The following is a 15769-nucleotide window of genomic DNA, read 5'->3' as shown; positions in this document are numbered from 1 at the left end:
GGCTTGTCGCGCAGTTCTCCGCGCCCCCTGAGTTCGCTGGGGCTGAGCGGTGGTCACCGGTTCCGTCGGTCTGACTTGCCGCCCTCGACCTACCGCGCCGCTCGTGCGACCTGCCTTGCCGGCCGCGACCTCCCCTGCCGCCACCAGGGCCGTCTTGCCGGACGTGTCACCACTTCGGAGGGCTTGCTATCGATCTGGCCAGGACCTCGTCCAGGACTCGGGCCGTGGCGGGGACGTCGAGTTGGGAGTTGTCGATGATGGGGAGGCCCGAGCCGTACCAGCCGGCCATGCGGCCGTGAATGCGGGCGACCTCCTCGTCGGTGAGGCGGCGGTTGCCCGAGCGCTCCGCGTTTCGTTCGAGGACGATCTCCAGGCCGGGCAGGAGGACGACGGGGAGCAGGCCGGGGCCGACATGGCGCTTCCAGCCGCCGAGGCCGACGACGGGGCGGTCGGGGAAGACCGCGTCGTCGAGGATGCAGGAGATGCCGTTGGCCAGGAAGTTCCGCGCGGCGAAGCCGCAGGTGCGGCGGGCGAGACGGTACTGCGCCTCGGAGTTGTCGTTCCACCCGGACTGCGGGTCGGCGAACCCGGAGCGGACCCATTCGCGGACGTCGTCGAGGCTGATGTGCGCGGTGGGCACCCGGCGGTGGTCCGCCCAGTACTTGGCGACGCTCGTCTTGCCCGCGCCCGCGGGGCCGATGAGGAGGACGGCGAGCGTGGTGGTCGTGACGTCCGGCGCGCCGGCGGCGGGCGGCGGGCTCGGCATGGTGACGGGGCCGCCCGGCGGCAGTTGCACGTGTCCGGTGGTGTCCCGGGGCACGCCGGTGTGCTGCGGGGGTGAGGCGGGCGGATGCCCGGGGCCGCCCGCGAAGCCCGGTGCGGGCGGGGGCGCCGATCCCGGCGGGGCCGACGGCGCGGGGGGCGCCATGGGCGCGGGCGGGCTCCCCGGCGCGTGGCCGGGGTGCGGGGCCGGGGGTACGGGGGGAGGCACGGGGTGACTCGCGCCGGGGTGGCCCGGAGGGGTGGCGCCCGGTGCTCCCGGGTGCGGTGCGGCGGGGTGTCCCTGGTGGTTCGCCGTGGGCGACCAGGGGGCCGCCGGGTCCTGCCCCGGCCGATGGGGCGGCGGCAGCGGAGCTCCCACTGCGTGCTGCATCCGGTGCCACTCCGTCTCGTACAGTCACATCGACACTGGCGGGCGGGGCTGTCGGACCCCCGCTCTCACCGAACGGTACCGCCCCCGGCCGCCGTTTGGTGAACGGCCGGGGGCGTCCCGGAGTGCCCAAGTGGCCATGACCACAAGGAGAATCGGGCAGGCACGGCCCGAACGGGCGTTACTGGCCCACTTCGCCGTATGCGGCGAGGAGCACCGCGGGGTCGGGGCCCTCCAGGACGGTGGGCTTGGCCAGGCCGTCGAGGACGATGAAGCGCAGCAGGTCGCCACGGGACTTCTTGTCGACCTTCATGGTCTCCAGCAGCTTGGGCCACTGGTCGTAGCGGTAGTGCAGCGGCAGTCCGACGGACTCCAGGACCGTGCGGTGGCGGTCGGCGGTCGCATCGTCCAACCGGCCTGCCAGACGGCCGAGTTCGGCGGCGAAGTGCATGCCGACGGACACGGCCGCGCCGTGGCGCCACTTGTAGCGCTCGTTCTTCTCGATGGCGTGGGCGAGGGTGTGTCCGTAGTTGAGGATCTCGCGGCGGCCGGACTCCTTGAGGTCGCCGGAGACGACGTCGGCCTTGACCCGGATGGACCGTTCGATCAGCTCGGCCGTGTGCGGGCCGGCGGGCGTGCGGGCGGCCTGCGGGTCGGCCTCGATGAGGTCGAGGATCACCGGGTCGGCGATGAAGCCGGCCTTGATGATCTCGGCGAGCCCGGACACGTAGTCGTTGACCGGCAGCGAGTCGAGCGCGGCGAGGTCGCAGAGCACCCCGGCGGGCGGGTGGAAGGAACCGACGAGGTTCTTGCCCTCGGCGGTGTTGATGCCGGTCTTGCCGCCGACCGCCGCGTCCACCATGGCGAGGACGGTGGTGGGGATGGCGATCCAGCGGACGCCGCGCAGCCAGGTGGCCGCCACGAACCCGGCGAGGTCCGTGGTGGCGCCACCGCCGACACCCACGATGACGTCGGTGCGGGTGAACCCGGACTGGCCGAGCGCCTTCCAGCAGTACGCGGCGACCTCGGCGGTCTTCGCCTCCTCCGCGTTCGGCACCTGGATGGCCACGGCCTCGTAGCCCTGCCCGGCCAGATCGGCGCGCAGGGCCTCGGCGGTCTCGTCCAGCGCCTCGGGGTGGATCACCGCGACCCGCTTGGCCCGGTCGCCGATCAACCCGCCCAGCTCACCGAGGAGTTGGCGGCCCACCAGGACCTCGTACGGCTCGGTGCCCGCCGTGCCGCCGACCTGGATCCGGGTCACTGTCTCGCTCATGCTTCCTTCAACTCCAGGGCGTTCAGGGCCGCTTGGGTGACTTCCTCGGGCGTGCGGCCGTCCGTGGGCACGACGGCCGTGGCGATCTCCTCGTACAGGTGGCGGCGGGCCTCCATCAGCTCCCGCCACTGCTTGCGGGGGTTGACGGCGAGCAGCGGCCGGGCGGTGTTGAGGCCGGTGCGCTTGACCGCCTCCTCGACGTCCATCGAGAGGTAGACGACGCGCTGTCCGGCGAGCAGGGCGCGGGTGTCCTGGTCGAGGATCGCGCCGCCGCCGAGGGCGAGGATCCCGTCGTGGGAGGCGAGCGCCGTGTGCACGGCCTGCTTCTCGATGGCGCGGAAGGCGGCCTCGCCCTCGTCGACGAAGATCTCCGCGATGGTGCGTCCCTGCGCGGCCACGATGTCGTCGTCGGTGTCGCGGTAGGCGACGCCGAGCCGCTCGGCGAGCAGTTGTCCGACGGTGGACTTGCCGACCCCCATGGGGCCGACGAGAACGACCAGAGGCACCGGGCTCACCGGATCGCGAGGTTGTCGAGGTACGAGCGGACGTTGCGGCGGGTCTCGGTGACGCTGTCACCGCCGAACTTCTCGGCCACCGCGTCGGCCAGGACCAGCGCCACCATGGCCTCGGCGACGATGCCGGCGGCCGGCACCGCGCACACGTCGGAGCGCTGGTGGTGGGCCTGCGCGGCCTCGCCGGTGGTGACGTCCACGGTCTGGAGCGCGCGCGGCACGGTCGCGATGGGCTTCATGGCGGCCCGCACGCGCAGCAGCTCGCCCGTGGACAGGCCGCCCTCGGTGCCGCCGGAGCGGCCGGTGGCCCGCTTGATGCCCTGGTCGGTGGCGAGGATCTCGTCGTGCGCCTTGGAGCCCGGCACCCGGGCCAGGTCGAAGCCGTCGCCGACCTCGACGCCCTTGATCGCCTGGATGCCCATCAGCGCGGCGGCGAGCCGGGCGTCGAGGCGGCGGTCCCAGTGCACGTGCGAGCCGAGGCCCACCGGCACGTCGTAGGCCAGCACCTCGACGACGCCGCCGAGCGTGTCGCCGTCCTTGTGGGCCTGGTCGATCTCGGCGACCATCGCCTTCGAGGCGTCCGCGTCGAGGCAGCGCACCGGGTCGGCGTCCAGCTTCTCGACGTCGGCGGGGGTCGGGTACACGCCGTAGGGGGCCTTCGCGGCGGCCAGCTCGACGACGTGACTGACGATCTCGATGCCGGCGGTCTCCTTGAGGTACGACCGGGCCACGGCGCCGAGGGCGACGCGGGCTGCGGTCTCCCGGGCGGAGGCCCGCTCCAGGACCGGCCGGGCCTCGTCGAAGCCGTACTTCTGCATGCCGGCCAGGTCGGCGTGGCCGGGGCGGGGACGGGTCAGCGGGGCGTTGCGGGCGAGGCCGGCGAGGATCTCGGGGTCGACCGGGTCGGCCGACATGACCTGCTCCCACTTGGGCCACTCGGTGTTGCCCACCATGATCGCCACCGGCGAGCCCATGGTCAGTCCGTGCCGCACGCCGCCGATGAACGTGATCTCGTCGCGCTCGAACTTCATCCGGGCACCGCGTCCATAGCCGAGGCGCCGGCGGGCGAGGTGGTCCGCCACCATCTCCGTGGTGATCGGCACGCCGGCGGGAAGGCCCTCCAGCGTCGCGACAAGTGCGGGACCGTGGGACTCCCCCGCGGTCAGCCAGCGCAACCTGCTCAACGGTGCTCCTCAGTGCTCGCGCCCTGGTACTGCGTCCTGCCTGCGTGTACGCGCGTCCTCGCGTACGGCGACGGCTACCGGGTGCGCGGCCCCGGCCCGCCACCTCCGATCCTCCCACGTCCGGGCGCGCGACCCGGCCGCAGGTCCATCAGGCGGACGCGCCGGTGGGCGCCCCGGGCCGACTCGCGGTGATCGCGCCGGGTTACCCCTCAGTACGGTCCCTTCATGAGATCGGCACACGCCGGTGAGCGGCCCTCCACGTGGGACCCTCACGACGTGGGACCCTCACGCAGGACCCTCGCGTGGCCCGCGCCGAGTCACTCGGGGGCCGCTAGCCCCGCTCGGCCAGGGCCCGCTCGCCCGCCTGCCGCATCGCGCCCACCGGGGCAGCCTTGCAGCCCGTCATCTGCTCGACCTGGAGCACCGCCTGGTGGACCAGCAGATCGAGCCCGCTGACCACGGCACCGCCGTACGCGGACCAGCGCGCCGCCAGCTCCGTAGGCCAGGGGTGGTACAGCACGTCGAACAGCGTCGTCGGCCGCTCCGGTACGGCCCCGGACAGCACATCCGTGGCCCCGGCCGGCGTCGTGGCGATCACCAGCGGAGCGCTCAGCGCCTGCTCGGCGTCCGACCAGTCCGCCGTCCGCATCTCGATGTCCAGCCGCTCGCCCCACTGCCGCATCTCGGCGGCCCGGGCGTCGCTGCGCACGTACGCCACGACCTCACCGGTGCAGATCCGCGCGAGCGCGGCCAGCGCGGACGACGCGGTGGCCCCGGCGCCGAGGACCGCGGCGGACTCGACCTGCTCGATACCCCGCTCCCGCAGGGCGGCGACCATGCCGGGAATGTCGGTGTTGTCACCGATCCGCCGTCCGTCCTCGCCGAACACCAGCGTGTTGACCGCCTCCACCGACATCGCCGTCTCGCTGATCTCGTCCAGCAGCGGCATGACGGCCCGCTTCAGCGGCATCGTCAGCGACAGCCCCGCCCACTCGGGGCCGAGCTGCTCGACGAACGCGGGAAGCGCCTCCTCGTCGACCTCGAACCGGTCGTACGTCCAGTCGGTGAGCCCGAGTTCGACGTAGGCGGCCCGGTGCAGCACGGGAGAGAGCGAGTGAGCGATCGGCGAACCGAGCACGGCGGCACGGTGCTTGCTGGTGGTGCGGCTCATTGCTCGTTCAGTTCCTTCAGGTACTTCTGGCGATTGCGGTTCTGCTCTTCGTTCGTCTCGGCGAACAGCGTCTCCTTCTTCGTGGAGACGAAGTAGTACCAGCCACCCTTGGCGGGATCGAGGGCTCCCTCGATCGCCTCGTCACCGGGGTTTCCGATGGGCCCGGGCGGCAGACCCTTGATCTTGTACGTGTTGTACGGGTCGTCGATCTGCCGCAGTGAGTCGACCGAACCCGTCGCCAGCTTGGATTCACCGCGCAGGTAGTTCACCGTCGAGTCGAAGTCGAGCAGCCCGAAGGTCTCCTGGTTGGTCGGCTCGAGCCGGTTGTAGACGACCCGCGCGATCTTCCGGAAGTCCTTCTTGTTGTTGCCCTCGGCCTGCACGAGGCTCGCCACCGTGACCACCTGGAGCGGACTCTCCAGCTTGAGGCCCTTCGCCTTGCCTTCCACGTCGAACTGCTCGTACTTCGCCTTCGCGAGGTCGACCATTTCCTTCAGGACGTCCTTGGGCTTCATCCCCTTGGCCACCGGATAGGTGGACGGGTAGAGGAATCCTTCCAGCGGATCCTTGATGCCCTCGTTGTCGTTCGCCCACTCGGGAAGGCCGAGCTTCGACCACTCCTTCTCGGCGACGTCGGCGGTGGTGCCCTTCTTGACCCCGAGTTCCTTGTCGATCAGGACGTAGACCTGGGCGTTCCGGAGACCTTCCCGGATGGTGAAGTTGTTCTGGCTTTTGGGGTCGAGCATCAGGGCGAGGGCACTCTTGGCGGACATCTCCTTCTTGAGGACGTAAACGCCCACCTGGATCTGGGGTTTCGAGGGATCCTCCGCCAGCGCGGTGGTGAACGCCTCCACGCTTTCGACGACCCCCGCGTCCTTCAGCTTCCGCCCGATCACCGAGCCGAATTCGCCCTTGTCGACCGTGATCGTGACCGTCTCGTTCGTGCCGGATCCCTCGTAATCGGGAGCCTCGGCGAAACGGCTCTGGTAGAACTGGTAGCCGAAATAGCTGACGCCCGCGGAACCACCGCCGAGGACCACGACGACCACCAGGCAAGCGAGGCCGCTACGGCGTTTCTTGCCGCCCTTGCCCGGCTTCCCCGACTTGCCTCCGCGGCCTTTCCGTTCGCTTCGGCCGCCGCGTCCCTCGGCTTCGTCGTCATCGTCATCCGCGCCCCCCGCGAAGAACGCGAGCTCGCCCTGGTCCGGTCCGGGGTCCCAGTCGGTGCGCTCGTCGGCCTGCCGCTCCTCGCGCTCGGGCTCGGGCGCAGCCGGTGCCGTCGGCGCGGGTGCCGGTTCCGCGGCGCGACGGGACGGCGGCTCCGGCGGCGGATACGCGTCGGGCGTGCCGTAGAAGTCCTGCTGACCGCCGCCGTACGCCGCCGCCTGCTGCTGTCCGTACGGGTCGGAGGGGTCGGGGGTGTAGGCGCCCTGCGCGTCCTGGTGCGAGCCGTTCGCCCAGCCGCCGTCGGCCTGGCCGTAGTGCTGCTGGTCACGGCCGGGGTACGGCTGCTGGTGCTGGCCGGCGTACTGCTGCTGTCCCGGGTCGCCGTACTCCTGCTGGTACTGCTGCTGGGCGTATGCGTCCTGCTGGCCGTTGCCCCAACCGCCGTTGCCGTTGCCGTCGGCGTACTGCTGGTACTGCTGCTGCTCGGGGTAGTGCTGCTGTGGCTGGCCGCCGTAGGGGGCCTGCCGGCCCACCTGGGCCTGCTGCCCGCCCCATCCGTCGTCCCCGTACAACGGGTCGTCCGGATGCCACGGTTCGGAGCCTGGGCCCCGGCCATACTCAGTCATCGATCCCCTAGAGCCGCGAGGCGGCGGTCACGCGGGGCCTGTGGCTCGGTGTCGTCCCCGCCTCTTTTTGTGCGGTGGCTGTTCGAAGGCCACCGCATCGCGCGGAACGTTACCGTATCGCGATCAGATGACCACTTCGACGCCCTCGCCCGGAGCTTTGCCTGACATCCGTTCGGATTCCAACGCCTGTTGCAGGATGATCACGGCCGCTGCCTGGTCGATGACCGACCTGCCCTTCTTGGATTTCACACCCGAGGCACGCAGTCCTTGACCGGCCGTCACCGTGGTCATCCTCTCGTCGATGAGTCTGACCGGAACCGGCGCGATCATGCGGGCCAACTCCTGGGCGAAACCCCGTACCTTGACGGCCGCCGGACCCTCTCCGCCTTTCAGAGAGCGTGGCAGCCCGACGATCACCTCGATAGGTACGTATTCGTCGACCAGTTGTCTCAAACGCCGCTGAGCCGCCGGGACATCGCGTCCGGGAACCGTCTCGACCGGGGTGGCGAGGATCCCGTCGGGGTCGCATGAGGCGACCCCGATACGGGCGTCCCCGACGTCGATCGCGAGGCGACGGCCGCGGCGCAGGGCCGGACCGTCACCTTCGCTCGTGTGATCCGTGGTGTTCACTTGGCCGTCTCGGCGACCAGGCGCTCCACCGCGTCCACGGCCTCACCGATGGCGGCCGGGTTCTGGCCGCCGCCCTGGGCGACGTCCGGCTTGCCGCCGCCACCGCCGCCGAGGGTCTTGGCGGCGGTCCTGACCAGGTCGCCGGCCTTGAGACCCCGCTCACGAGCGGCCTCGTTGGTGGCGATGACCGTCAGCGGCTTGCCGTTCGCCGTGGTGAACAGGGCGACCACGGCGGCGCGGCCGCCCTGGATGCGTCCGCGCACGTCGAGCACCAGCTTGCGGAGGTCGTCGGCGGTCGTGCCGTCCGGGACCTGACCGGTCACCAGGGCAACGCCGCGAACGTCCTTGGCGGACTCGGCGAGACCGGCGGCGGCCTGCAGCACCTTCTCGGCGCGGAACTTCTCGATCTCCTTCTCGGCGTCCTTCAGCTTGCCGAGCATGGCGGAGACCTTCTCCGGGAGCTCCTCCGGACGGCCCTTGATCAGCTCCTGGAGCTGGGCGACGACCGTGTGCTCACGGGCGAGGAAGTTGTAGGCGTCGACACCGACGAGGGCCTCGATACGGCGCACACCGGAACCGATCGAGGACTCGCCCAGCAGCTTGACCAGGCCGAGCTGAGAGGTGTTGTGGACGTGCGTGCCGCCGCACAGCTCCTTGGAGAAGTCGCCGATGGTCACCACGCGCACGCGCTCGCCGTACTTCTCGCCGAACTCTGCGATGGCGCCCTGCTTCTTGGCCTCGTCGATGCCCATGACATCGGCGCGCACGTCGAGATCGCGGGCCAGCACCTCGTTGATCTTCTGCTCGACGTCGGTCATCACGGCCGTCGGTACGGCGGACGGGGAGCCGAAGTCGAAGCGGAAACGGCCGGGCTGGTTCTCGGAACCGGCCTGGGCGGCCGTCGGACCGAGGGCGTCGCGCAGGGCCTGGTGGGTGAGGTGGGTGGCGGAGTGGGCGCGGGCGATGGCCGTGCGGCGGCGGGCGTCGATCGAGGCCTGGGCCTTGGCGCCGACGGTCACCTCGCCGACCTGGACGACGCCCTTGTGGACGTACACACCCGGGACCGGTTTCTGGCAGTCGCGGATCTCGATGACGGCACCGGAGTCGACCTTGATCCGCCCGGTGTCGCCGATCTGGCCGCCGCCCTCGGCGTAGAAGGGGGTGCGGTCGAGGACGATCTCGACCTCGTCGCCCTCGGTGGCGGCGGGCGAGGAGAGACCGTCGACGAGGATGCCGACGATCGTGGACTCGCCCTCGGTGTCCGAGTAGCCGATGAACTCGGTCTCGCCGGCGGCGTCGGCGATCTCGCGGTAGGCGCCGAGGTCGGCGTGGCCGGTCTTCTTGGCCTTGGCGTCGGCCTTGGCGCGCTCCCGCTGCTCCTTCATCAGGCGGCGGAAGCCGTCCTCGTCCACGGTCAGGCCCTGCTCGGCGGCCATCTCCAGGGTGAGGTCGATCGGGAAGCCCCAGGTGTCGTGGAGCAGGAACGCCTTGTCACCGGCGAGGACCTTGCCGCCGGCGGCCTTGGTGTCGGTGACGGCGGTGTCGAGGATGTTGGTGCCGGCCTTCAGCGTCTTGAGGAAGGCCGCCTCCTCGGCGAGGGCGACCTTCTCGATGCGCTCGCGGTCGGTGATCAGCTCCGGGTACTGCTGACCCATCATGCCGATGACGACGTCGATGAGGTCCTGGACGACCGGTCCGGTGGCGCCGAGGAGACGCATGTTGCGGATGGCGCGGCGCATGATGCGGCGCAGGACGTAGCCACGGCCCTCGTTGCCGGGGGTGACGCCGTCGCCGATGAGCATCACGGCGGTGCGGATGTGGTCGGTGACCACGCGCAGGGAGACGTCGGAGTCCTTGGCGTCGCCGTAGCGGACGCCGGTCAGCTCGGTGGCCTTGTCGATGACCGCCATGGAGGTGTCGATCTCGTACATGTTCTGCACGCCCTGCAGAATCATGGCGAGGCGCTCCAGGCCGAGGCCCGTGTCGATGTTCTTGCTGGGCAGCTCGCCGAGGATCTCGAAGTCCTCCTTCGAGGTGCCCTCGCCGCGCTCGTACTGCATGAAGACCAGGTTCCAGATCTCCACGTACCGCTCGTCGTTGACGGCCGGGCCGCCCTCGACGCCGAACTCGGGGCCGCGGTCGTAGTTGATCTCGGAGCAGGGGCCGCAGGGGCCGGGGACGCCCATGGACCAGTAGTTGTCCTTCATGCCGAGGCGCTGGATGCGCTCCTTGGGCACGCCGATCTGCTCGTGCCAGATGCGCTCGGCCTCGTCGTCGTCCTTGTAGACGGTGATCCAGAGCTTCTCCGGCTCCAGGCCGTAACCACCCTTGTCCTGGGGGCTGGTGAGCAGCTCCCAGGCGTGCTTGATGGCGCCTTCCTTGAAGTAGTCGCCGAAGGAGAAGTTGCCGCACATCTGGAAGAACGTGCCGTGCCGGGTCGTCTTGCCGACCTCTTCGATGTCCGGCGTACGGACGCACTTCTGCACGCTGGTGGCACGGGCGAAGGGCGGCTTGACCTCACCGAGGAAGTACGGCTTGAAGGGGACCATGCCCGCGTTGACCAGGAGCAGAGTCGGGTCGTCCGCGATGAGCGACGCCGAAGGGACAACGGTGTGACCGCGCTCCTCGAAGAAGCTCAACCAGCGGCGACGAATCTCGGCCGACTCCATCAGTGGTCCTCATTCCGGTTGTACGGGTACGACGAGTTGTCGACGTACCTCGGATTCCTGCTGTACTTCGGGGTGTTGCTGTTCTCGATGGCGGCGACGCGCCGGGGGGCCGGGAGTTCCGGAAGGCGATCGGGGTTGGCCTCGATACCGAGGGCCTCGCCCAGTTCGGCCTCCCGCTGGGCCATGTTGTCGCGGACGTCGAGCGCGAAGCCGACCGCCCGGTCCTTGAGCTTGTGGCCCGCCTCGATCGCCTTGTTCGCCGCCTGGGTGGCGAGGTGTTCGGGCGTGAGCTGCTTCAGCTTGCGGTTGACCTTGGTGGTCGCCCACACTCCGGCGGCGACACCGGTGGTGAACCAGAACGTACGGCGGAACATCGCTCGGTCAGTCCTTCTTTCCACGGGTGCTGCGCTTGCTTCGACGTGCCCCCGGGACCGTGCGGCCCACGATCACCGTGCGCCGCTGGTCCCCGGGTGCCTCGCCCTCGCGGCGGCCGCCGATGGCCCGGCGCACTCCGTAGCCGAAGGCGGCGACCTTGACGAGGGGGCCGCCGAAAGTGGAGGCGACGGTGGTGGAGAGCGCCGAGGCGTTCGACGTGACCTCCTGGACGTCGGACGCGATGGCGTCGACCCGGTCGATCTGGGTCTGCGCGGAGCGGACGGCGGTGGAGGCGTCGGCGAGGAGGGGGACGGCCTGGTCGGTCACGTCCGCGACGAGCTTGGTGGTCGCCTTGAGCGTCTGGGCCAGCCTCGCCAGCGCGACGGCGAGGAAGGAGACCAGGATCGCCCAGAAGACGGCCACCAGGATCCCGGCCACCTCTCCACCGGACACTGTGTGCCACCCGCTCCCTGAGACATGCCTGAACATCGAGAAGTCGTGTCCCGAGCCTATCGCGCCGGGGCGGTCACTCCGAACCGCATTAACGCCCACCCCAGAAGGCGAGAGCCCGCCGTCCCGCCCGCCGGGAGAGGCGGGAGGACGACGGGCTGACGCGTGGTCCGTACTACGTCCGTCGAAGGATCAACGGGCGTAGTACTCGACGACGAGCTGCTCGTCGCAGATGACCGGGACTTCCTTGCGGTTGGGCTCGCGGTCCAGGCGGAACGCCAGGGCCTTGAGGTTCACCTGGAGGTAGCGCGGGGTCTCACCGTCCGCGGCGAAACCGCCCTCGCGGGCGATCTCGAACAGCGGCTTCTGACGGCTGCGCTCACGGACCATGACGACGTCGTCCGGCTTGACGCGGAAGGACGGCTTGTCGACCTTCTGGCCGTTGACCTCGATGTGGCCGTGGACGACCATCTGGCGGGCCTGGTAGATCGTGCGGGCGATGCCCGAACGCAGGACCAGCGCGTCGAGACGGCGCTCGAGCTCGATGATCAGGGCCTCACCGGTCTTGCCCTGGACCTTGGAGGCACGCTCGTAGGCGCGGACGAGCTGGCGCTCGGACACGTCGTACTGCGCGCGCAGACGCTGCTTCTCCAGCAGACGGACCTTGTAGTCCGAGTTCTGCTTGCGGCCGCGGCCGTGCTCGCCCGGCGGGTAGGGACGGGCCTCGAAGTACTTGACGGCCTTCGGGGTCAGCGCGATGCCGAGGGCACGCGACTTCTTGACCTTGGGGCGGGACTGGTTCGCCACTGTTTTTCCTTTTCCTGTATTCGGCTGCCTCAGGGTTACGGGAGGTCGCATCCGCAGCCGGGGATTCCCGTCAGGTCCACGAGGGACTTCCGGGCAGCCGCTCCCTGGTCTGGGCACATACGTGCAGCACACGAACGGCCCACCGACCGGTCCCGGGAAATCCGGGTGGTGGTGGGCGGCCCGCGACACCTACGACGGTGCGCGACGCTCCTGGATCCGAGGATCCGGCTGGATGTCCCGCCTGAGGCGCCGACCGGAGCCGGACACGGGACGCAGCACTGAAGGGCAGTCTACAGGGGGCTCAGGACTGCTTCCGACCGAGGTGCTTCCTGGTCCACTCCACGGCGTCCGCGTACCGGGCCTCGGCCCCGTGGCGGGTCGGGGTGTAGTAGGCGCGGTCCTTCAGGGCGTCCGGCGCGTACTGCTGGGCGGCGATCCCCTCGGGCAGGTCGTGCGGGTACACGTACCCCTGGGCGTGGCCGAGCTTGGCCGCGCCCTTGTAGTGGCCGTCCCGCAGGTGGGCTGGCACCGGCCCGGCCAGCCCCTTGCGGACGTCCTCCAGGGCGGCGCCGATGGCGGTGGTCGCGGCGTTCGACTTGGGGGCGAGGGCCAGGGCGATGGTGGCGTGGCTGAGGGTGAGCGCCGCCTCCGGGAAGCCGATCATGGCGACGGCCTGCGCGGCGGCGACGGCTATGGGCAGGGCGTTGGGGTCGGCGAGGCCGATGTCCTCGCTGGCGGAGATCATCAGGCGGCGGGCGATGAAGCGGGGGTCCTCGCCTGCCTCGATCATGCGGGCCAGGTAGTGCAACGCGGCGTCGACGTCGGAGCCGCGGATGGACTTGATGAGGGCGCTGGCCACGTCGTAGTGCTGGTCGCCGTCGCGGTCGTACTTCACGGCGGCCCGGTCGACGGTCTCCTCCAGGGTCGTCAGGCCGATCTCCCGCTCCCCCTTGTCGAGGGCGGCGCCGGCCGCGGCCTCCAGGGCGGTCAGCGCGCGCCGGGCGTCACCGCCGGCGATGCGCAGGAGGTGGGCCTCGGTGTCCTCGGGGAGGGTGACGGCACCCTTGAGGCCGCGGTCGTCGGTCAGGGCCCGCTGGAGGAGGCCGCGCACGTCGTCGTCGGTGAGGGGTTCGAGGGTGAGGAGCAGGGAGCGGGACAGCAGGGGGGAGATCACCGAGAAGTACGGGTTCTCCGTGGTCGCGGCGATCAGGGTGACCCAGCGGTTCTCGACGGCCGGGAGGAGGGAGTCCTGCTGGGCCTTGCTGAAGCGGTGGATCTCGTCGAGGAAGAGGACGGTCTCCTTGCCGAAGCCGCCGGTGGCGCGGCGGGCGCCGTCGATGACCGCGCGGACCTCCTTGACGCCGGCGGTGATCGCGGAGAGCTCCACGAAACGCTTGTTGGTGGCCTTGGAGACGACGTACGCGAGGGTCGTCTTGCCCGTGCCGGGCGGGCCCCAGAGGATCACCGAGGAGGGGCCGGCGGGTCCGCCGCCGGACTCGCCGACCAGTCTGCGCAGGGGTGAGCCGGGCTTCAGCAGATGCTGCTGGCCCACGACCTCGTCGAGGGTGCGCGGACGCATCCGCACGGCCAGGGGGCTGGCGGCCGGGTCCTTCTCCTGGCGTTCTTCGGCGGCGGCGGTGAACAGATCGGGCTCCACACTTCGGGAGCCTACGTCAGAGGTACGACACTCCCCGCCGTGACCGGGTCAGGCCCAGAGGTTGGCGCCCCAGCGGGTCAGGATCAGCATGCCGATGACGCCCACGTGGGTGACCGGCAGGACCCAGGTGAACTCGCCGAGGAACCGCTTCAGCCAGCCGGGGGCGGGCAGGAGGTCGTGGCGGACGTTGAACGAGGTCACGTACCAGAACATGGTGATCGTCGCGACCCAGGCGAGCGAGCACCACAGGCACAGCGCGTTGATCCGGTACAGGGACTGGAACTGCAGCCAGGTGCAGAAGGCGACGCCGAAGAGGGTGCCGCCGTTGAGGGTCAGCCAGTACCAGCGGGGGAAGCGGGCGCGGGCGAGCAGGCTCATGCCGACGCAGATGACGATGCCGTAGGCGACGAGGCCGAGCATCGGGTTGGGGAAGCCGAAGACGGAGGCCTGCTCGCTCTCCATGACGCTGCCGCAGGAGACGACCGGGTTCAGGCTGCACCCGGGCGTGAACGTCTCACCCGCGACCTTGGCTTCGAGGATCTTGAACTTGTCGATCGTGATGACCCACGCGGCGAGCAGTCCGGCCGCGCCGGTGAGCACCAGCATGAACGCGAAGGCACGGCCCGCGCCCACCGTGCGCGGGGCGTCGTGATGTTCGGGTTCTGTGGAGACGTCCTTGACTGTCGTCTTGCTCATCACGTCGTATCCGTAGGGTCGAAGGGGCCTCTGGCGCACGGTCATTGTGCCGTACACCCTCGCGCGTCCACCGTTCGCTGGACATAAACGCCGCCCCCGTCGCCGGATCGGGCGACGGGGGCGGCATCGGCTTGACTCAGCCCAGTCGGGCTTCCAGCTCGGCCACGATCTCGTTCACGCCGATCGCGACCTGCTCGCCGGACTCCATGTCCTTGAGCTGCACCACACCTTCGGCGAGGTCCCGCTCCCCCGCGACGATCGCGTAGCGGGCGCCGCTGCGGTTGGCGTTCTTCATCGCGCCCTTGAGGCCCTTCCCGCCGTACGAGAAGTCGGCCGCGATCCCCACCTTGCGCAACTCGGTGACCTTGGCGAACAGGACCCTGCGGGCCTCCTCGCCGAGCGGGACGGCGAACACGCTGGTGGAGGCGGGGAGTTCGAGCTCGACGCCCTCCGCTTCCAGGGCGAGGACCGTGCGGTCGACGCCGAGGGCCCAGCCGACGGACGGCAGCGCGGGGCCGCCGATCATCTCGGACAGACCGTCGTAGCGGCCGCCGCCCCCCACCGCGGACTGGGAGCCCAGTCCGTCGTGGACGAACTCGAAGGTCGTGCGCGTGTAGTAGTCCAGGCCGCGGACCAGCTTGGGGTCGTCCTCGAAGGAGACTCCCGCCGCCGTGATCAGCTCGCGCACCTCCTCGTGGTACGTCTTGCAGGCGTCGCACAGGTAGTCACGCAGCAGCGGGGCGTCACCGAGCTGCTTCCGCACCGACTCGCGCTTGTCGTCGAGGACGCGGAGCGGGTTGATGTCCGCCCGGCGCAGCGTGTCCTCGTCGAGGTCCAGGCCGCGCAGGAACTCCTGCAGCGCGGCCCGGTAGACGGGACGGCACTCCTTGTCGCCCAGGCTGTTGAGCAGGATGCGGAAGTTCTGCAGGCCCAGCGAGCGGTACGCCTGGTCGGCCAGGATGATCAACTCGGCGTCCAGCGCCGGGTCCTCGGCTCCGATGGCCTCGGCACCGACCTGGGAGAAGTGGCGGTAGCGGCCCTTCTGGGGGCGCTCGTAACGGTAGTAGGAGCCCGAGTACCAGAGCTTGACCGGGAGGTTGCCCGCCTTGTGCAGGTTGGCCTCCAGGGCCGCGCGCAGCACGGAGGCGGTTCCCTCCGGACGCAGGGCGAGCTTGGTGCCGCCCTTGGTCTCGAAGGCGTACATCTCCTTGGTCACGATGTCGGTGGACTCCCCGACACCGCGAGCGAACAGCTCGACGCTCTCGAAGCCGGGCGTCTCGATGTAGCCGTAGCCCGAGTCGCGCAGCGGCGCGGCGATGGCCTCGCGGACGGCCAGGTACTTGGCGCTGTCCGGGGGCAGCAGGTCGTACGTGCCCTTGGGGGCCTGGAAGGTACTCACGGA

Annotated in this window: 14 protein-coding genes; all 14 read right to left on the bottom strand. The window is 70.4% G+C overall.

Features of this window, described 5'->3' with window-relative positions; all coding sequences use genetic code 11:
• Window positions 1-166 precede the first annotated feature (166 nt).
• The 14 genes from ACZ4Z3_RS24650 to hisS all read right to left on the bottom strand — a co-directional run bounded on the left by ACZ4Z3_RS24650 (window position 167) and on the right by hisS (window position 15766).
• On the bottom strand, window positions 167-1153 hold the full coding sequence (locus tag ACZ4Z3_RS24650) for an AAA family ATPase (protein ID WP_468503018.1): 987 nt from the start codon (window positions 1151-1153) through the stop codon (window positions 167-169).
• Between the two features lie 178 nt (window positions 1154-1331).
• The gene (aroB, locus tag ACZ4Z3_RS24645; RefSeq protein ID WP_468503017.1) at window positions 1332-2423 is read right to left on the bottom strand and encodes a 3-dehydroquinate synthase; all 1092 of its coding nucleotides are present in this window, start codon (window positions 2421-2423) and stop codon (window positions 1332-1334) included.
• On the bottom strand, window positions 2420-2902 hold the full coding sequence (locus ACZ4Z3_RS24640) for a shikimate kinase (RefSeq protein ID WP_468503116.1): 483 nt from the start codon (window positions 2900-2902) through the stop codon (window positions 2420-2422). The genes aroB and ACZ4Z3_RS24640 overlap by 4 nt, the downstream gene beginning before the upstream one ends.
• Window positions 2903-2934: 32 nt before the next feature.
• Complete coding sequence (gene aroC, locus ACZ4Z3_RS24635) at window positions 2935-4119, bottom strand: chorismate synthase (RefSeq protein ID WP_468503016.1); 1185 nt, start codon at window positions 4117-4119, stop codon at window positions 2935-2937.
• Window positions 4120-4450: 331 nt separating this feature from the next.
• Window positions 4451-5290, bottom strand: coding sequence for a shikimate dehydrogenase (locus ACZ4Z3_RS24630; protein WP_468503015.1), 840 nt, complete (start codon window positions 5288-5290; stop codon window positions 4451-4453).
• Complete coding sequence (mltG, locus tag ACZ4Z3_RS24625) at window positions 5287-7083, bottom strand: endolytic transglycosylase MltG (RefSeq protein ID WP_468503014.1); 1797 nt, start codon at window positions 7081-7083, stop codon at window positions 5287-5289. Before mltG ends, ACZ4Z3_RS24630 begins: the two co-directional genes overlap by 4 nt.
• A gap of 123 nt (window positions 7084-7206) precedes the next feature.
• Window positions 7207-7713, bottom strand: a complete 507-nt coding sequence (ruvX, locus tag ACZ4Z3_RS24620; protein ID WP_468503013.1) for a Holliday junction resolvase RuvX — start codon at window positions 7711-7713, stop codon at window positions 7207-7209.
• The gene (gene alaS, locus ACZ4Z3_RS24615) at window positions 7710-10382 is read right to left on the bottom strand and encodes an alanine--tRNA ligase (RefSeq protein ID WP_468503012.1); all 2673 of its coding nucleotides are present in this window, start codon (window positions 10380-10382) and stop codon (window positions 7710-7712) included. The genes ruvX and alaS overlap by 4 nt, the downstream gene beginning before the upstream one ends.
• Window positions 10382-10756 (bottom strand): hypothetical protein, encoded by a 375-nt coding sequence (locus tag ACZ4Z3_RS24610; RefSeq protein WP_055537228.1) that lies wholly within the window; start codon window positions 10754-10756, stop codon window positions 10382-10384. Before ACZ4Z3_RS24610 ends, alaS begins: the two co-directional genes overlap by 1 nt.
• Before the next feature lie 7 nt (window positions 10757-10763).
• Window positions 10764-11246 carry a DUF948 domain-containing protein gene (locus ACZ4Z3_RS24605; RefSeq protein WP_099965489.1) on the bottom strand — a complete coding sequence of 161 codons (483 nt, stop codon included), beginning with the start codon at window positions 11244-11246 and terminating at the stop codon, window positions 10764-10766.
• 153 nt (window positions 11247-11399) lie between these two features.
• On the bottom strand, window positions 11400-12014 hold the full coding sequence (rpsD, locus tag ACZ4Z3_RS24600) for a 30S ribosomal protein S4 (RefSeq protein WP_055537226.1): 615 nt from the start codon (window positions 12012-12014) through the stop codon (window positions 11400-11402).
• A gap of 301 nt (window positions 12015-12315) precedes the next feature.
• Window positions 12316-13671 carry a replication-associated recombination protein A gene (locus ACZ4Z3_RS24595; protein WP_468503011.1) on the bottom strand — a complete coding sequence of 452 codons (1356 nt, stop codon included), beginning with the start codon at window positions 13669-13671 and terminating at the stop codon, window positions 12316-12318.
• A gap of 48 nt (window positions 13672-13719) precedes the next feature.
• Complete coding sequence (locus ACZ4Z3_RS24590; protein ID WP_468503010.1) at window positions 13720-14367, bottom strand: vitamin K epoxide reductase family protein; 648 nt, start codon at window positions 14365-14367, stop codon at window positions 13720-13722.
• A gap of 136 nt (window positions 14368-14503) precedes the next feature.
• On the bottom strand, window positions 14504-15766 hold the full coding sequence (gene hisS / locus ACZ4Z3_RS24585; protein WP_468503009.1) for a histidine--tRNA ligase: 1263 nt from the start codon (window positions 15764-15766) through the stop codon (window positions 14504-14506).
• Between the last annotated feature and the right edge of the window lie 3 nt (window positions 15767-15769).

The organism is Streptomyces sp. NPDC030296, from assembly GCF_055572815.1.
The sequence above is the reverse complement of the archived record's forward strand: the minus strand, read 5'-3'. Positions and strand labels throughout refer to the sequence as shown.

Excerpts from the sequence above, each read along its gene's own strand:
- ACZ4Z3_RS24650 (WP_468503018.1), bottom strand. The coding sequence starts at position 1,153 with ATGCAGCACGCAGTGGGAGCTCCGCTGCCGCCGCCCCATCGGCCGGGG.
- aroB (WP_468503017.1), bottom strand. The coding sequence starts at position 2,423 with ATGAGCGAGACAGTGACCCGGATCCAGGTCGGCGGCACGGCGGGCACC.
- ACZ4Z3_RS24640 (WP_468503116.1), bottom strand. The coding sequence starts at position 2,902 with ATGGGGGTCGGCAAGTCCACCGTCGGACAACTGCTCGCCGAGCGGCTC.
- ACZ4Z3_RS24630 (WP_468503015.1), bottom strand. The coding sequence starts at position 5,290 with ATGAGCCGCACCACCAGCAAGCACCGTGCCGCCGTGCTCGGTTCGCCG.
- mltG (WP_468503014.1), bottom strand. The coding sequence starts at position 7,083 with ATGACTGAGTATGGCCGGGGCCCAGGCTCCGAACCGTGGCATCCGGAC.
- alaS (WP_468503012.1), bottom strand. The coding sequence starts at position 10,382 with ATGGAGTCGGCCGAGATTCGTCGCCGCTGGTTGAGCTTCTTCGAGGAG.
- ACZ4Z3_RS24610 (WP_055537228.1), bottom strand. The coding sequence starts at position 10,756 with ATGTTCCGCCGTACGTTCTGGTTCACCACCGGTGTCGCCGCCGGAGTG.
- ACZ4Z3_RS24605 (WP_099965489.1), bottom strand. The coding sequence starts at position 11,246 with ATGTTCAGGCATGTCTCAGGGAGCGGGTGGCACACAGTGTCCGGTGGA.
- ACZ4Z3_RS24590 (WP_468503010.1), bottom strand. The coding sequence starts at position 14,367 with ATGAGCAAGACGACAGTCAAGGACGTCTCCACAGAACCCGAACATCAC.